This window comes from Stenotrophomonas sp. 99219_Sma (genome assembly GCF_056480785.1).
The window spans coordinates 3,384,831-3,400,981 of the sequence record NZ_CM151117.1 but is presented as its reverse complement, the minus strand read 5'-3'; the positions used below and the strand labels follow the sequence as shown (position 1 = coordinate 3,400,981).

Sequence of the window (16,151 nt, the reverse complement as noted above, 5' to 3'; positions counted from 1 at the left end):
TCCGTAACCAGGATCGCGACGATCGCCATGTAGCTTGGCGCCCACGCCGGAATCTCCCTTGATCCGCCCGAACAGTTGCTGGAGCGACCACTCGAAGCGATAAGACTGGGCAAGCGGGGGAGCTCTCGACCCTTCCAGACTATACGGAGTCAGGTGATGAACGGGATCGGGATTGATGTCAGCAAGCGTCAGCTGGATATCGGTACGACGGACGGAGAAACCCTGCAGGTCAGCAACAACCGCTCCGGGTTTTCTGAGCTGGATGTTTGGCTGAAGAAGCGTCCGACCCGCCAGATCGTGCTTGAAGCCACGGGTGGCTATGAGCAGCCGGTGCTGGATTTCCTGCACAAGGCCGGTCATCCGGTGGCCCGTGCCAATGCCTTGCGCGCCCGGAAACTGGCTCAGGGGTTGGGTCAGATTGCCAAAACCGACCGTTTGGATGCCTACGCGTTGGCGCAGATGGCCGCCCTGGTGAAGCTGCCTCCCTATCAGCCGCTGCAGTCTTGGCAGCAGAAGATGCGGGAGTTCGTTCGGGCACGTCGGCAGGCGATGGACGCCCTGACCATCGCGCTGCAGCAGCAGGAAATGGTGCTTGATCGTGAACTGCGCCGACTACTGCAGGGCAACATCACCCGCCTACAAACGTTGGTTGAGCGTCTGGGCAAGCAGATCGTCGAGCAGGTTGGTCAGCAGCCTCAACTGAAGATGCTGAAGTCGATGAAGGGCGTAGGGCCTGTGCTGCAGGCAGTTCTAGCCAGCTATCTGCCAGAGCTTGGCAGGATCACTGGCAAGCGCATCGCCAGCCTGGTCGGGGTAGCCCCGATGTCCCACGACAGCGGCACGATGAGAGGAAAACGAAGCATCCACGGTGGAAGAGCCGAAATCCGGCAAGTGCTCTACATGGCGGCAATGTCGGCCATGCGGCATGAACCTCGGCTGCGCGATTTTTACCAGTCGCTACGAGCCCGCGGCAAGGAAGGCAAGGTGGCCATCGTGGCAGTGATGCGGAAGATGCTGGTCATCCTCAACGCCCGTGTGCGCGACGCTGAAAGCGGGCTAGTCCCCGCCTGAGGCGAGCCAGGGCGAAAGACCAAAGGCTGCCGGCCAGCGGCCGGCACTACCGTGCCCGTTTACCTGGAGGGCCTGAGACTCTCCAGCAACACAGTTGCTACAGGGATGTATTTACGGCGTCCCCCGCAACCGGACCCACCCCGCCAACCCACGGATAGCCAGCTTCTGCTGTTGCTGTTGCTGTTGCTGTTGCTGTTGCTGTCGAGGCTGCCGGCCAGCGGCCGGCACTACCGCGGGTGCAGGGCTGCAAGCCCTGCCGAACAACCCTCAACCCTCGCAGTTGGCGAACACGTCGCGATCGCGCTCGTACAGCGAGGTCTTCACCTGCATCAGGCCCAGCACCGACGGGAACAGGTTGTCGTGGTCGGTGTAGGCCGCTGAACGCTTGCGCACGCACTGCAGGTCCAGCCCGCGGCTGCTGGCGAAGCCCTGCGAGAACCACATCGTCATCGGTACCCGGGTCTGCTCGGCCGGGGCGATGGCGTAGGGCACGCCATGCAGGAACAGGCCCTTCTCGCCCAGCGACTCGCCGTGGTCGGACAGGTAGATCATCGCCGTGTCGTAATCCTGCATGCCCTGCAGCGTGCCGATGGTCTTGGTCAGGAAGTGATCGGTGTACAGCACGGCGTTGTCGTAACTGTTGGTGATCTCTTCGCGCGAGCAGCGGCCGATGTCGCGGGTATCGCAGGTGGGGGTGAAGCGGCGGAACGCGGGCGGGTAGCGCTCGAAGTAGGCCGGGCCGTGGTTGCCCAGCTGGTGCAGCACCACCACCCGGTCGCCCGGCTTTGCACGCACCTGGGTGGCCAGGTCCTGCAGCAGGATTTCATCCATGCAGCGGCCGTCAGCGCACAGGCCCGGGGTGGTCGCATCGGACAATGATTGGAAGTCCAGGCCTTCGCACACGCCCTTGCAGCCAGACTGGTTGTCACGCCACAGCGGTGCGATGCCGGCACGGTTCAATACGTGCAGCAGCGACTGGTGCGCGCGGATCTTCTTCTCGTCGTAGTCGTGCCTGCCCCATGGCGAGAACAGGCACGGCAGTGAAACCTCGGTGCTGGTACCGCACGAATGCATGTCCGGGAAATTGACCACACTGGCCTGGGCCAGTTCCGGGGTGGTGTTGCGGCCACCGTTGAGGCCCCAGTTCTGCGCGCGCACGGTCTCGCCCATGACGATCACCAGCAGGCGCGGTTTGCTGGCAGGGGCACGCGGGGTGGCCTTGGCATCGGTACCGATCGGCAGCTTCGGTGCGCGCTGTACCGGGTTGTCGCCACGCAGTGCACGCGGCATGCCCAGCAGCACATTGGCCGGGGTGGCGAGGTAACGCACTTCGCGCTGGTTGCGCATCAGTGCCGAGACATCCTGGAACGAGATCAATGCGCCGCCCACCGCGGTCACTGCCGCCACGACCAGGAAGCCGACGCGCCAGAGCAGGCTGCGGCCCCAGCTGCGGCGGCGCAGCTGCACGCGCCACAGCACCGACATCGGCAACACTGCCAGCAACAGCACCGGCCACACCAGCGATATGGTCATCAGCTCGCGGCTTTCCTTGGGATCGGTCGCCAGCACGTTGCGCAGCATGTCCGCATCCAGGTAGATGTGGTAGCGGCTCATGTAATGCGCAGCGAATGCGGTCACCAGCAGCAGCAGGCTGATCACCACCTTGGCGTTCCAGCGCCAGACCAGGATGCCCAGCAGCACGCCGTGCGCACCGAGCAGCAACAGCAGCAGCGACAGCGCGTAGCGCAGGCTGCCCGGATGGCTGGCCATCGCGCTGTGCCAGAACAGGCCATTGCCTGCCACCGCGAAGAACAGGCTGGTCAGTGCGATCAGTGCTTCGGTGGACAGCTGCGGCCGCCAGCGGCGAAGGTTCGCCAACGCGGGAAGGCGGGTGGGGCGTTGGACCGATGCACTCATGCGTTTGCCTCCTGGCGGTGGGGACGGTCCAGCTGACGGCGGGCCAGGACGCGTTTGACGATCAGATACAGGCCCAGCGAAAGCAGCCAGCAGATCAACGCAGTAGCAACGTCATGCGAAAGGAAATGCGCGCCCCGCAGCTGCTGGCTGACGCCGAATACCAGGCCGGTGCCAAGGCCGATCCACAACCCGGCCCAGCGCCATGAAGGGCGCCACAGCAAGGCGAAAAAGTACAGGGACAACCATGCATAACCTGCGCTGGCGTGGCCGGCCGGGAAGCAGGCCTGCGCGGCCATGCCTGCGGGGCGCGCCGTGAAAAGCCCGATGAACGGCTGGTGGCCGCCGTAGCGCAGCAGGTCCCAGGGGCATTCCATCGGCACCAGCGACTTCAGCAGAGAGATCACACCCGTGCCCAGGGCCATGGCAATCACGACATAAAGCAGCGCCCACCGCAGGGTGCGATCGCGACCCTTACGCCAGTGGTGGAAGCACAGCAGGATCGCCACGAGCGCAGCAGCCGTGCTCAGCCACTTGCCGGCCTTGTGCACCACCGTGCGGGTGACCCAGGCGTCCTGTAGCGCCCAATGGCCACCCTCAAGGCGGAACAGGTGATCGGCCACCCATTGGTCGCCGCCGAAACCCATCAGCAGCGTAAACACGGGCAGACCGATTGCGACAGGCAGCCAGAGGTGAGTTACGGCGAATTTTGACGCCAGTGGCGATGTCGCAAGCGGCGCTACCGAATCAAGGGGACGGACGGGCATGCTGGGAAAGGGCGGGTCGGGAATCCGCGGCCATGCTCGTCACCTGGATGTCGGAGAAGGGTCGGACGCTCGTTCGTGCCGGGTTAATGCTTGTCCGGCACGTGTCAGCGTTCAGTCTTCTTCGGCGGTCGCGCCGGCCCGTTCGGCGTGGCATTCCGCGTCCCACGCGGTACCGGGAAGCAGTTGCCAGCGATTCCTGTTGGCAATACCGATATCGATCACCTTGCTCGGGTCCACGCACGGGCTCATCGCATCGTCCAGCACCAGCAGCCAGCGCTTGCCCGGTGCCTCGGCCAGCCACGGGCCGGCGTCGTGCCACTGCTCGGCCCAGGGCCGCTTGAAGCCGAACTCGCGCACCGGCCGGTCTGCCTGCAACAGGTTCTGCTCGCGCCAGGCCACCAGCGCCAGTTCGGCGTCGGGTCCGATCCGCGCGCCCACCCGGCGCATGAGTGCCGACGCCGAAGCGAAGGGGTCCAGTGCAGGCATCAGCACCAGGCCGTAGAGCATCCACAGCATGCCGTGGGTCAGCAGTACCAGCGTCGCGGCACGGCGTACCCGCAGCCACACGATCAGCGTGGCCAGGGCAATGGCGAAGGTCAGCAGGCCATCGCCCAGCACCGGCAGCAACGTCTCGGGCATGGCGCGGCGTTGCAGTTGCGCCAACGCCCATGGGTGCTCGGTCATCAGCATCACGCCGAGTACGCCGGTGGCCAGCATCAGCACCACGCTGTAGCCGAACAGGTAGCGGCGCACGCACACGCGGCGCAGCAGGCCGGGCAGCAGCGGCGCCACGGCCAGTGCCATCGCCGGCAGCATCGGCAGCAGGTACACCTCGCGCTTGCCCGGGCTGGCACTGAAAAACACCAGTACCAGTACGGCCCAGCCCAGCAGCAGCCACTGGCGGCGATCGCCACGACGGATGCGGCGCCACCAGGGCTTGAACAGCATCGGCAGCAGCAGGCTGCCCGGCAGCCACAGGGTCAGGATCACCTGCAGGTAGTACCAGGCCGGCTGCCGGTGGTGCCAGGCATTGGCGTAGCGGGTGCCGGTCTGCTTGAACAACAGCTCGTGCGCGTAGGCCTGCAGTTCGGCGCTGGGCGTATGCAGCAGGGCCCAGCCCAGCGGCGCCAGCCACACGCCCACGCCCAGCAGGAACGCCGGGATCAACCACAGCAGCGTTGCCGGGTGCGGACCCTCCACACGGTGCCCGCGACGGCGCTGGTACAGCCACCAGCCGAACCAGGGCAGCACCAGCAGCAGCGGCAGGAAACCCACGCCCTTGGTCACCGTGCCGACACCGGCGGCGAAACCGGCCAGCCACAACGCGGGCAGGTTGCGACGTTCGCACAGGTGCCGCATCAAGCCCCACAGGGCGACGGTGGTCATCCCCACCAGCACCATGTCGATCTGCGCACGCTTGGCCATCAGCCCGAACTGCAGGGTGCAGAACAGCGCCGCGAGGGCATAGATGGAATGCCGCGGCGACCACAGCCGCCGTGCCAGATCCGACACCAGCCACAGACTCAGCAGGGCGCCCAGCAATGACGGCAGCAGGAACGACCATTGCCAGCTGCCGACCACCTCGTAGGCGGCCGCCTGCAGCCACATGAACACCGGTGGTTTCTCGGCATACAGCTCGCTGCCACGATGCGGCAGCAGCCATTGCCCGCTCTCGACCATGGTCCGTGCGGCCAGCACGAAGCGCGGCTCGTCCGGTGGCTGCGGCTGCCGAAGGCCGATGCCCGCTGCCAATGCAGCAATGATCAGCAGCCACAACAGGGGCAGTCGCCAACGGCGGGGCAGGGCTACGGGCACGGCAGGCTCCGGGAGCAAAACGGCCATTCTGAGGTGGCGGGGGTGGGAAAAGCGTCAGAAGGGGGCGGGACGACCGCATTCCGACATGGGCGGCGCTACCATGGTACGAACTTCCGTGGATGTTTCGTGCATGCGTCTGTTGGTGATCGAGGACAACCGCCAGCTGGTGGCCAACCTGTTCGACTATTTCGAGTCGCGCGGGCATGTGCTGGACGTGGCCCCGGATGGCATCACCGGCCTGCACCTGGCCGGCAGCCACCCCTACGATGCGGTGATCCTGGACTGGATGCTGCCGCGCATGGAGGGACCGGAAGTGCTGCGCCGGCTGCGTGCCGAGCACGCGTCGGAGGTGCCGGTGATCATGCTGACCGCGCGCGATGAACTGCCGGACAAGATCGCCGGTTTCCGCGCCGGTGCCGACGACTACCTGACCAAGCCGTTCGCCCTGCCCGAGCTGGAGGTGCGGCTGGAAGCGCTGCTGCTGCGTGCGCAGGGCCGCAACCCGCGCAAGCGCCTGCAGGTGGGCGATCTGGTGCTGGATCTGGCGACGCTGGAGGCCCAGCGTGAGGGCCAGGTGCTGCACCTGTACCCGGCCTGCCGCAAACTGCTGGAAGTGCTGATGCGGGCCAGCCCGGGTGCGGTGACGCGACAGCAGCTGGAGTTCGCCCTGTGGGGTGACGAGCCGCCGGATGGCGACCTGCTGCGTTCGCATGTCTACGAGTTGCGTCGCAGCGTTGACGGTCCGTTTGCCGAGAAGCTGATCCACACCCTGCCGCGCGTGGGTTACCGGTTGGCGGTAGTGGAGGGTGCCGACGCCGGCAGGAATGCTGATGAGGGCGCGTAAGCCGGGGCCGTTGTACCGGCGCGTGGTGTGGTGGTTGCTGGGCTATCTGGCGCTGCTGTCGATCGCGGTGTTCAGCGTCGGCAACTACGTGCACGAGCACGCCGAGCATGCCGCCTGGCGCGCGCTGCTCAACTCCGAGCTCGACAGCATCGTCGAGCATGTCGAGCACGAACCGCACTATCGCTGGCAGGATTCGGACACGCTGAGCCTGTACCGCTTCGACGCGGTCAACCTTCCCGATAGCCTGCGTACCCTGCATCCAGGGCTGCACGACGGCGTAATGGTCAAGGGCCGCGAGACGGCGGTGATGGTGCGTGAAACCCAGTCGATGGGACGGGTCGCGCTGGTACTGGACATCTCCGACTTCCATGACCTGGAACAGTTCGCCACGCGCTGGGTGATGCTGGCCGGGGTGATCATGATCTTCGTTACCGTGCTGATGGCTTCGTTCGGCATGGAGCGGATGGTGCGTCCGCTGAGCCTGCTGGCACAACACATCGCCGCGCTCAGGCCGGGCGTGCAGGGGCAGCGCATCGAGGTCGACCCGCGCGGCAGCTCAGAGCTGCACACCATTGCCAATGCGTTGAACGACTACCTGGATCGCAACGAGCAGTTCGTCGAACGCGAGCGGGTCTTCATCAGCACCGCCAGCCATGAACTGCGCACGCCGATCGCGGTGATGACCGGTGCCGCCGAACTGGCGCTGGAGCAACCGGGCCTGCCCGAGCGTGCGCGCCAGCAGATGCAACGGGTACTGCGCACCGCGCAGAGCGTGGAGCAGCTGATCGAACTGCTGCTGGTGCTGGCGCGTGATCCGGCGCGACTGGCGGCGCGTGCCGAGCGCATCGCGCTGGATCAGCTGCTGCCGGAGATCGTCGACGACCATCGCCACCTGCTGGGCGACAAGGACCTGAGCATCGGCATCCAGGCCGCACCGGTGGACATCGTCGCGCCGCTGGCGGTGGTGCAGGCAGCGATCGGCAACCTGCTGCGCAACGCCATCGAGAACAGTGGCCGTGGCCACATCGAATTGCGCCTGAGTTCGTCGGCGGTGCTGACCCTGCAGGACCCGGGACATGGCATGAGCCCGGAAGAGATCGCGGCGATCCATGCGCGGATGGCCCGTGGCGAACGCGCCGATCGTGGCGGCGGCATCGGACTGGATCTGATCGCGCGGCTGTGCGAGCACCTGGGATGGACCCTGCAGTTGCAGCCCTGCGAGCCGCGTGGCACACGTGTCACGCTCGATTTCGGTGCCTCGCGACCGCGCTGATCCGGCCGTCCTGGTAAATGCCAACCTTGGTTGGCATGCCGTTCGTCGACCAAGGTCGACGCCTACCCAGGCGGTGGCTGTCCGTGTTCTGGTAGGTGCCAGCCCTGGTTGGCATGCCCCGGCGGTGGCTGTCCGTGCTCTGGTAGATGCCAACCTTGGTTGGCATGCCGTTCGTCGACCAAGGTCGACGCCCACCCAGGCAATGGCTGTCCCCCTCAACGCCCGTTCGGTCGCGCCACGTGCTGGTCGATCAGGATCACGTTGCCGTCGGGATCGGCCAACTGCAGGTAGCCGGTCCCCTGGCCATCAGGATCGGTGCGGACCGCCAGTTCGATGCCCCTGGCGTCCAGCTCTGCCTGCAGCTCACGCACATCCTGGAAGTGGGGCAGTTCCTGCTTGTGCTGGTCCCAGCCGGGGTTGAAGGTCAGCAGGTTGCCCTCGAACATGCCCTGGAACAGCCCGATCACCGTGCCGTTGCTGCGCATCACCAGCCAGTTCTGTGCCGGATCGCCGCCGGTGACCGAGAAGCCCAGGGCTTCGTAGAAGGCACGGGAGGCCGCGAGATCCTTCACCGAGAGGCTGACCGAAAAGGCACCAAGCTGCATGAGTGGGCTCCCTGACGGGATGGGGGGTGTCGGCACTGCAGCATGACCGGGCGTGAAGACAATGTTAATCTCGATCTGCGCCGCCTTATGCGGCGCTTTTTTTTCTCCGCTCTTTCGATCGACAGAGGATCCCATGCCGACCGAACCCGCTACTGCCCTGATCAGCAACGACATCGTTGGACTGGGCCTGATTGCCGCCACCCTGGCCCTGATCTTCTGGGCCGCCAGTGGTCCAACCCCGCTGCTGAAGAAGATCTTCGCCTGGGTGCCGGCCCTGCTGCTGTGCTATTTCATCCCCGCCATCTACAACACCGCCGGTGTCATCGATGGCCACAATACCTCGCTGTACAACCCGGTCGCGCGTGACGTGCTGCTGCCGGCCGCGCTGGTCCTGCTGACCCTGTCGATCGACCTGAAAGGCGTCATCAAGCTCGGCCCGAAACTGCTGATCGTGTTCTGTGCCGGTACCGCCGGCATCATGCTCGGCGCCATCGTTTCATTCCAGCTGATGAAGCTGATCCATCCGGAAACCGTGGCCGGTGATACCTGGGCCGGCATGGCGGCGCTGGCCGGCAGCTGGATCGGTGGCGGCGCCAACATGGTCGCCATGCGCGAGGTGTTCGGCACCGATGCCACCACGTTCGGCCAGTTCGCGGTGGTTGACGTGGCCTGTGCCAGCCTGTGGATGGCGATCCTGCTGTTCCTGGCCAACCGCGCACAGCAGATCGACACCCGCAATGGTGCCGACACCCGTGCCATCGACGAGATGAAGGCGCGCATCAGTGCCTACGAGGCGCAGAACGCGCGCATTCCCAGCATGACCGACCTGATGGTGATCGTTGGCGTGGCACTGGGCGGCGTCGGCCTGGCCCATGCCATCGCCGCGCCGCTGGCGGGCTGGTTCAAGGCCAATGTCAGCTGGGCCAGCCAGTTCAGCCTCGACAGCCAGTTCGTCTGGGTGATCCTGCTGTCCACGGCGATGGGCCTGGGCCTGAGCTTCACCCGTGCCCGCCGGCTGGAAGCGGCCGGTGCGTCGCGGCTGGGCACGGTGTTCCTGTACTTCCTGATCGCCTGCATCGGCATGCAGATGAACCTGCTGTCGCTGCTGGATCGGCCGTGGCTGTTCCTGCTCGGCGCGATCTGGATGGCCACGCACGTGCTGGTGCTGTGGGTGGTGGCCAAGCTGCTGCGCGCGCCGCTGTTCTTCTTCGCCATTGGTTCGCAGGGCAACATCGGCGCAGCCGCTTCGGCCCCTGTGGTGGCGGCGGCGTTCCATCCGACGCTGGCGCCGGTGGGCGTGCTGCTGGGTACGGTGGGTTATGCCACCGGCACGGGCCTGGCCTACGTCACCGGCCTGATCCTGAAGTGGATGGCCACCGGCTGAGTTCGGACCGCCCTGGCGTCATGCTTCCGTAGATCCACGCCATGCGTGGATGCATTTCATGGGTCTCCATGAACAAGGAAGGGGTCAGATCTGTTTCCCGGAGGAAACGGATCTGACCCCGGACTCAACTCGATATCTGCCAGGTTTCATCCACGCATGGCGTGGATCTACTCAACGTCACTCGAGCGCTGTTGAACCGAACCCTCAACAGCAGCGGCCACCGTTGCGTCCGCCATAACGCGCTTCCTGGCGCTCGCGGAAGAACGTCTTGTAGTCCATCGGCTCCTGGTCCGGATGCTTCTCCAGCATATGCCGGACGTAGTTGTCGTAATCAGGAATGCCACAGCACAGTCGTGCGGTCTGCACCAGGCGCCGCCAGATGCGGCGGTGCGCCTGGTACTGGCCGGCGGGAACCAGTTGGGTACTCATCACAGATCCACCATTTCATGCGGCTTCAGCGCCACGTACGGGGTCTCGCGGTCAGTGCGCTGCGGATTGCGGCGGGCCGCCAGGATGGTCTTGATCGAATACACCAGCACCGCGCCCACCACCAGCAGGAACAGCGCGGTCAGGCCGGTGTTGACGTAGGCGTTGACCACGATCTGCTTCATCTGCGCCACCGACTTGGCCGGTGCAGTGATGGTATCGCTGGCGAGCGCGGCCTGGAACTTGTGTGCCTGTGCCAGGAAGCCCTGTGCCGGATTGCTGTCGAAGATCTTGATGAAGCCGGCGTAGGTGGTGCAGATCAGCAGCCACACCGCCGGTACCGCAGTCACCCATGCATAGCGGTCACGCTTCATCTTGAACAGCACCACCGTGCCCAGCATCAATGCGATGCCGGCCAGCATCTGGTTCGAGATGCCGAACAGCGGCCACAGCGTCTGAATGCCGCCGAACGGATCGACCACGCCGGTGTAGAGCAGGTAGCCCCACAGCGCCACGCAGCCGGCGGTGCCGATGATGTTGGCGGTCCACGATTCGGTCTTCTTCAGGGCCGGCACGAAGTTGCCCAGCAGGTCCTGCAGCATGAAGCGGCCCGCACGGGTACCGGCGTCCACCGCGGTGAGGATGAACAGCGCTTCGAACAGGATCGCGAAGTGGTACCAGAACGCCATCATCGCGTCGCTGCCACTGGGAATCGCTTCGTGCAGGATCTGCGCGATGCCTACCGCCAGTGTTGGCGCGCCACCTGCACGATGCAGGATGGTGGGTTCACCAATGGCCGCCGCGGTCGCGGTCAGCTGCTCGGGGGTGATGGTGAAGCCCCAGGTGTTGGTGATGTAGTGCGCGGCCGAGGCCGCATCGGCACCGATCACCGCCGCCGGGCTGTTCATCGCGAAATAGATGCCCGGATCGATGATCGAGGCCGCCACCAGCGCCATCACCGCCACGAACGATTCCATCAGCATGCCGCCGTAGCCGATGTAACGCATGTGCGCTTCATTGGCCAGCAGCTTCGGCGTGGTGCCGGAGGAAATCAACGCATGGAAGCCGGAGACCGCACCGCAGGCGATGGTGATGAACAGGAACGGGAACATGCCGCCCTTCCACACCGGGCCATCACCGCTGGCGGCGAACTGGGTCAGCGCCGGCATCTTCAGTTCCGGCATCACCACCAGGATGCCGATGGCCAGCGCGATGATGGTGCCGATCTTGAGGAAGGTCGACAGGTAATCACGCGGGGCCAGCAGCAGCCACACCGGCAGCACCGAGGCGACGAAGCCGTAGCCGATCAGCATCCAGGTGATCTGGGTGCCGGTGAAGGTGAACGCCGGGCCCCAGACCGGGTCGGCGGCGACCTTGCCGCCGTACCAGATCGCGGCGAGCAGCAGGATCAGGCCAACCACCGAGATCTCGCCGATCTTGCCGGGGCGGATGTAGCGCATGTACACGCCCATCAGGATCGCGATGGGCATCGTCGCGATCACCGTGAACATGCCCCACGGGCTTTCGGCCAGCGCCTTGACCACCACCATCGCCAGCACTGCCAGGATGATGATCATGATCAGGAACGCACCGAACAGCGCGATGGTGCCGGGCACCTGGCCCATCTCTTCTCTTACCAGGTCACCCAGCGAGCGGCCATTGCGGCGGCTGGACAGGAACAGGACCATGAAGTCCTGCACCGCACCGGCCAACACCACGCCCACCACCAGCCACAGCAGGCCGGGCAGGTAGCCCATCTGCGCGGCCAGGACCGGGCCGACCAGCGGGCCGGCGCCGGCAATGGCGGCGAAGTGGTGGCCGAACAGCACGTGCTTGTTGGTCGGAACGTAGTCCAGGCCATCGTTGTTGATCACCGCCGGGGTGGCCCGGGTCGGATCCAGCTGCATCACCTTGTTGGCGATGAACAGGCTGTAGAAGCGATAGGCGACGAGGTACAGCGACACCGCCGCGACGACGATCCACAGGGCATTGATGTGTTCGCCGCGGCGCAGCGCCACGGTGCCCAGACAGAACGCGCCGAGCAGAGCGAGTACCGCCCAGCCCAGTTTGGAAAACCCTTTCATGAGGTGCTCTCTCCCGGAAAGACAGACAAAGAGTCCTGCTTGCCCACGACAGGGTCAATTGGCACAGGACGAATCGGCGGTAGTACTTTGGTCGTACGGCGGCTGCGCTGACGTGCAGCGAACATCAGGGATGGAACAATCGGTTGCGGAGCCATCCATTGGCCTACGGCCGTGTGGCGTCCATCTTCAGTGGCACCCATCCAACAGGAGTCGCCATGAGCTTTCCCGAACCGGTCCGCGTACTGCGCACCATCCGTGGCATGCCCACCTCCGACGGTGCCGGCGTGCGCCTGACCCGCGTCATCGGCGGCCCGACGCTGCCCGACCTGGATCCGTTCCTGCTGCTTGATGAGTTCGGTACCGACCGCGCCGAGGACTACATCGCCGGCTTCCCGGAACACCCGCACCGTGGTTTCGAGACCGTCACCTACATGCTCGACGGGCGCATGCGGCATCGCGACAACCATGGCAACGAAGGCCTGCTGACCCCGGGCAGCGTGCAGTGGATGACCGCTGGCCGTGGCCTGGTGCATTCGGAAATGCCCGAGCAGGAAAGCGGGCAGATGCGCGGGTTCCAGCTGTGGGTGAACCTGCCGGCGAAGGAGAAGATGACCGAGCCGAAGTACCAGGAATTCGCACCCGAGCGCATTCCCGTGGTGCACCCGGAGCCGGGCGTGGAGGTGAAGGTGATTGCCGGCAGCGTGGACGGCACCGATGGCCCGATCGTGCAGCCGGCCACCGATCCGCTCTACCTCGACATCACGCTGTCGCCCGACCGGGCCTGGACCTATGCGCTGCCGGAGGGGCACAACGCGTTCGCCTACGTGTTCGAAGGTGCGATGACCGTGGGTGAGCAGGACGCCGCGCGCGACGTTGCACGCCAGGAACTGGCGGTGCTGGGCGGTGGCGAGCAGTTGCACCTCTCGGCCGGCAGCGAAGGTGCGCGGTTGATCCTGGTGGCCGGCCGTCCGCTGCGCGAGCCGGTGATGCGGCATGGCCCGTTCGTGATGAACACGCGGCAGGAACTGATGCAGGCCTTCGTCGATTTCCAGGAAGGCAAGTTCTGAGGGGGGACGCCGGGCCATGCCCGGCGGATGTCCAGCGCATTGGATGCGGCGGGGATGCTGCCAGGCAGTCATCCCCGTCACCTTCAGCGCCCCGCGGCCACGGCCGACGGAGTCAGGCTCATGCCCTGCGCCAGCTGCTGCAGCGAGCCCAGTTCCTGCGCGCTGTCCGGATACAGCGAAATCTGCGCGTAACGCCCTTTGTCGAGCTTGACCACACTGATGCGACGCTCGGCATAGCCCGGCGGCTGCTGGCCACCCAGATCTGGCTGGTACCAGTACAGCGATTCACCGCCGAAGCTGCCCTTTTCCTGGCGCAGCGAGCGGTTCAATGGAAGGTTGGGATCGCGCGCACTGAGCATCAGGCTCAGTACCTCGCGACCATCGCCGGTGCTGGCGCGGCAGACCAGGAAATCGGCCTGTGCCTGCTGTTGCCACTGCAGGCCGCTGCTGGCCGGCAATGAAGGACATTCGGTGGGAGCCTGCGCGGCGGCCTGGGCCACCGCGAACAGCAGGCTCGACAACACTACAGGCGCGAACTTCATGCATCCCCCAAGGTGGTGTGTCGTTGGCTCCGCCGGATGGACCGGCAGCCTTGGCATCCCATCCCCGGATGCCGCCCCGGCCGGCATGTGCACGGACGGTCAACTCAACCTTAACGGAACGTGAGCGATCGCACAAATCGCGGTTACACGCGTAACCATTGCGACCGATGGTCGGCCGCAATGGTCCGCACGGGCCTCAGCGGTCGTTGCCGATCCACTTGTAGATGATGCCGCCGATCGCGCCGCCCAGCAGCGGGGCAACCCAGAACAGCCACAGCTGGCTGACCGCGCCGCTGCCGGCGAAGAAGGCCACCGCCGTGGAACGGGCCGGGTTCACCGAGGTGTTGGTGACCGGGATGCTGATCAGGTGGATCAGGGTCAGTGACAGGCCGATCGCCAGCGGGGCGAACCCGGCCGGTGCCTTGCCGTGGGTGGCGCCCATGATCACGATCAGGAACACGGCGGTCAGCACCACTTCGCACAGGAAGGCCGCGGCCACGCTGTAGCCGCCGGGGGACAGCGCGCCGTAGCCGTTGCTGGCGAATGCACCGGCCTGGCTGCCATCAATGGCGAAGCCGCTGGCGCCCGATGCGATCTGCAGCAGGATGAAGCCGGCCAGCAGGCCGCCGGCGACCTGGGCGATGATGTACGGGATCAGGTCCTTGGTCGGGAAACGACCGCCGGCCCACAGGCCGACACTGACCGCCGGATTGAAGTGCGCGCCGGAGATATGGCCGAACGCATAGGCGCCGGTTACCACGGTCAGGCCGAAGGCCAGCGCAACGCCGAGGAAACCGATACCCAGCGGATTGCCGTCACCGCCGAACTTGGCGGCCAGCACGGCACTGCCACAGCCACCCAGAACCAGCCAGAACGTGCCGAGGAACTCGGCGGACAAGCGTTTACCCATGCTCATGTGTTGCACTCCTTTGACGGTCGAAAGTGTGATTTATGTCACATTTCAATGATCAGCGGGTGACTGTAGTGTCAACGCCGGGTGCAGGGATACACCTTCGGATGTGTGCAACACGCGATGTTCAGTACTGCGGCAGCGGGATGAATTCCTTGTCGTCGCCCGGAATGGTGCCGAAGCGGCCGGCCTCCCAGTCGTGCTTGGCCTGTTCGATACGTTCCTTCGAGCTGGACACGAAGTTCCACCACAGGTGACGCGGGCCATCCAGCGGCTCGCCACCGAACAACATCGCCTTCACCGGCGTCTTTGCGCGCAGGCGGCCACGCGCACCAGCCTCGGGGATCACCAGGTGCTGGGCAGGGATGTCCACGCCATCCAGCTGCGCGTCGCCTTCGAGGATGTACAGCGCGCGCTCGCGGTGGCCGTTGTCGATATCGATTTCCGCATCCGGGTCGAGGTCGATCGCCACGTTGAGCGTATCGGCGAACACCTTCACCGGCGATTCTTCGCCGTAGGCGCGGCCGGCAATGACGCGCAGCCATGCGCCATTGCGGCGCTGCTCGGGCAGGCTGGCAGCGGCGTGGTGGTAGAACGCCGGTTCGATTTCCTCGTGCGACTTCGGCAGCGCGACCCAGGTCTGCATGCCGTGGATCGGGTTGTCGTGATCGCGGTCAGGTTGCGGCGTGCGCTCGGAATGGGCGATGCCGCGGCCGGCGGTCATCCAGTTGACGTCACCGGGACGGATCACCTGGTCCGAACCCAGCGTGTCGCGGTGGCCGATCGCGCCCGACCACAGATAGGTGACGGTGGCCAGGCCGATATGCGGATGCGGGCGCACGTCGATGGCGGTGCCGGGATGCATGAGTGCCGGGCCCATCTGGTCGACGAACACGAACGAGCCGATGCTGCGGGCCTGCAGGGTCGGGACGGCCCGGCGGACTTCGAGGCCGCCGATGTCGTGCACGCGCGGGGCGATGATGGTGGTCATGCGGGCGTTCTCGCTGGCAGGGATCAGGTGATCAGCATCGCATGCAGCGGTGACGGGGACATGCCCCGTATGGGTAACAGGTTGTTCCAGCCAACGGCGCAGCCCCTCGTGGCTGTGGGTTGGTCGCTGAAGGCAGAAGCAAGATCAAAAGCTGCGCTTGGCCGGGCGGGTGGGTGGCGCAGGGGACGCTGCAAGTACGTCCATGTAAGCTCGATCGCCGCATGCTCGTGTGCGCTGTCCTGCGCACACGGCAAGACCGGGGTTGGGGATCCTGCCCAACCCGCCCGAGGCATGCCTCGGGCCCATGCGGCTCACGCCCCTGCGCCACCCACCCGCCCGGCCTCTGACAGTTTCCGTGTGCGTCCAGCCACGGAGAAGAAAAAAGAAAATCAAAATCAAAATCAAAATCAAACGCCGGTCGCTTCGCTCCTGGTGGCAACCAAGGTAGCCACCCACCA

General features: G+C 65.5%; 14 protein-coding genes. 5 read left to right on the top strand and 9 right to left on the bottom strand.

Annotated features, from left to right (window positions below):
• Window positions 1-156: 156 nt before the first annotated feature.
• Window positions 157-1,071, top strand: a complete 915-nt coding sequence (locus ACZK13_RS15660) for an IS110 family RNA-guided transposase (RefSeq protein ID WP_478481885.1) — start codon at window positions 157-159, stop codon at window positions 1,069-1,071.
• Window positions 1,072-1,338: 267 nt separating this feature from the next.
• Here ACZK13_RS15660 and ACZK13_RS15655 read toward each other — a convergent pair whose 3' ends face one another.
• The 3 genes from ACZK13_RS15655 to ACZK13_RS15645 form a co-directional block, all read right to left on the bottom strand.
• Window positions 1,339-2,988, bottom strand: coding sequence for a phosphoethanolamine transferase (locus ACZK13_RS15655; protein WP_478481883.1), 1,650 nt, complete (start codon window positions 2,986-2,988; stop codon window positions 1,339-1,341).
• Entirely contained in the window at window positions 2,985-3,752 is a 768-nt protein-coding gene (locus ACZK13_RS15650; protein ID WP_071229549.1) for a phosphatase PAP2 family protein, read from the bottom strand. Before ACZK13_RS15650 ends, ACZK13_RS15655 begins: the two co-directional genes overlap by 4 nt.
• 111 nt (window positions 3,753-3,863) lie before the next feature.
• Complete coding sequence (locus tag ACZK13_RS15645; RefSeq protein ID WP_049461541.1) at window positions 3,864-5,567, bottom strand: ArnT family glycosyltransferase; 1,704 nt, start codon at window positions 5,565-5,567, stop codon at window positions 3,864-3,866.
• 130 nt (window positions 5,568-5,697) lie between these two features.
• Between ACZK13_RS15645 and ACZK13_RS15640 the strand changes: the two genes are divergently transcribed.
• Window positions 5,698-6,411 (top strand): response regulator transcription factor, encoded by a 714-nt coding sequence (locus ACZK13_RS15640; RefSeq protein ID WP_032129861.1) that lies wholly within the window; start codon window positions 5,698-5,700, stop codon window positions 6,409-6,411.
• Window positions 6,398-7,684, top strand: coding sequence for a sensor histidine kinase (locus ACZK13_RS15635; protein WP_049461542.1), 1,287 nt, complete (start codon window positions 6,398-6,400; stop codon window positions 7,682-7,684). The genes ACZK13_RS15640 and ACZK13_RS15635 overlap by 14 nt, the downstream gene beginning before the upstream one ends.
• 215 nt (window positions 7,685-7,899) lie before the next feature.
• Here ACZK13_RS15635 and ACZK13_RS15630 read toward each other — a convergent pair whose 3' ends face one another.
• Complete coding sequence (locus ACZK13_RS15630) at window positions 7,900-8,289, bottom strand: VOC family protein (protein ID WP_032129859.1); 390 nt, start codon at window positions 8,287-8,289, stop codon at window positions 7,900-7,902.
• A 133-nt stretch (window positions 8,290-8,422) separates the two neighbouring features.
• Here ACZK13_RS15630 and ACZK13_RS15625 point away from each other — a divergent pair, with 133 nt between their 5' ends.
• A complete protein-coding gene (locus ACZK13_RS15625; protein WP_125895856.1) occupies window positions 8,423-9,673 on the top strand; it encodes a DUF819 family protein in 1,251 nt (416 codons plus the stop codon).
• 204 nt (window positions 9,674-9,877) lie between these two features.
• On the opposite strand, the gene ACZK13_RS15620 is transcribed toward ACZK13_RS15625, so the two are convergent.
• Together ACZK13_RS15620 and ACZK13_RS15615 are read right to left on the bottom strand one after the other, a co-directional pair.
• A complete protein-coding gene (locus ACZK13_RS15620) occupies window positions 9,878-10,102 on the bottom strand; it encodes a YbdD/YjiX family protein (RefSeq protein ID WP_005410613.1) in 225 nt (74 codons plus the stop codon).
• A complete protein-coding gene (locus tag ACZK13_RS15615) occupies window positions 10,102-12,183 on the bottom strand; it encodes a carbon starvation CstA family protein (protein WP_049401342.1) in 2,082 nt (693 codons plus the stop codon). Before ACZK13_RS15615 ends, ACZK13_RS15620 begins: the two co-directional genes overlap by 1 nt.
• Window positions 12,184-12,398: 215 nt before the next feature.
• On the opposite strand from ACZK13_RS15615, the gene ACZK13_RS15610 reads away from it, so the two are divergent.
• Entirely contained in the window at window positions 12,399-13,250 is an 852-nt protein-coding gene (locus ACZK13_RS15610) for a pirin family protein (protein WP_125895857.1), read from the top strand.
• A gap of 83 nt (window positions 13,251-13,333) precedes the next feature.
• On the opposite strand, the gene ACZK13_RS15605 is transcribed toward ACZK13_RS15610, so the two are convergent.
• The 3 genes from ACZK13_RS15605 to ACZK13_RS15595 form a co-directional block, all read right to left on the bottom strand.
• A complete protein-coding gene (locus ACZK13_RS15605; RefSeq protein WP_032129855.1) occupies window positions 13,334-13,792 on the bottom strand; it encodes a hypothetical protein in 459 nt (152 codons plus the stop codon).
• A gap of 196 nt (window positions 13,793-13,988) precedes the next feature.
• The gene (gene aqpZ / locus ACZK13_RS15600) at window positions 13,989-14,708 is read right to left on the bottom strand and encodes an aquaporin Z (RefSeq protein WP_032129854.1); all 720 of its coding nucleotides are present in this window, start codon (window positions 14,706-14,708) and stop codon (window positions 13,989-13,991) included.
• Window positions 14,709-14,829: 121 nt separating this feature from the next.
• On the bottom strand, window positions 14,830-15,693 hold the full coding sequence (locus ACZK13_RS15595; protein ID WP_478481881.1) for a pirin family protein: 864 nt from the start codon (window positions 15,691-15,693) through the stop codon (window positions 14,830-14,832).
• Window positions 15,694-16,151: the final 458 nt, after the last annotated feature.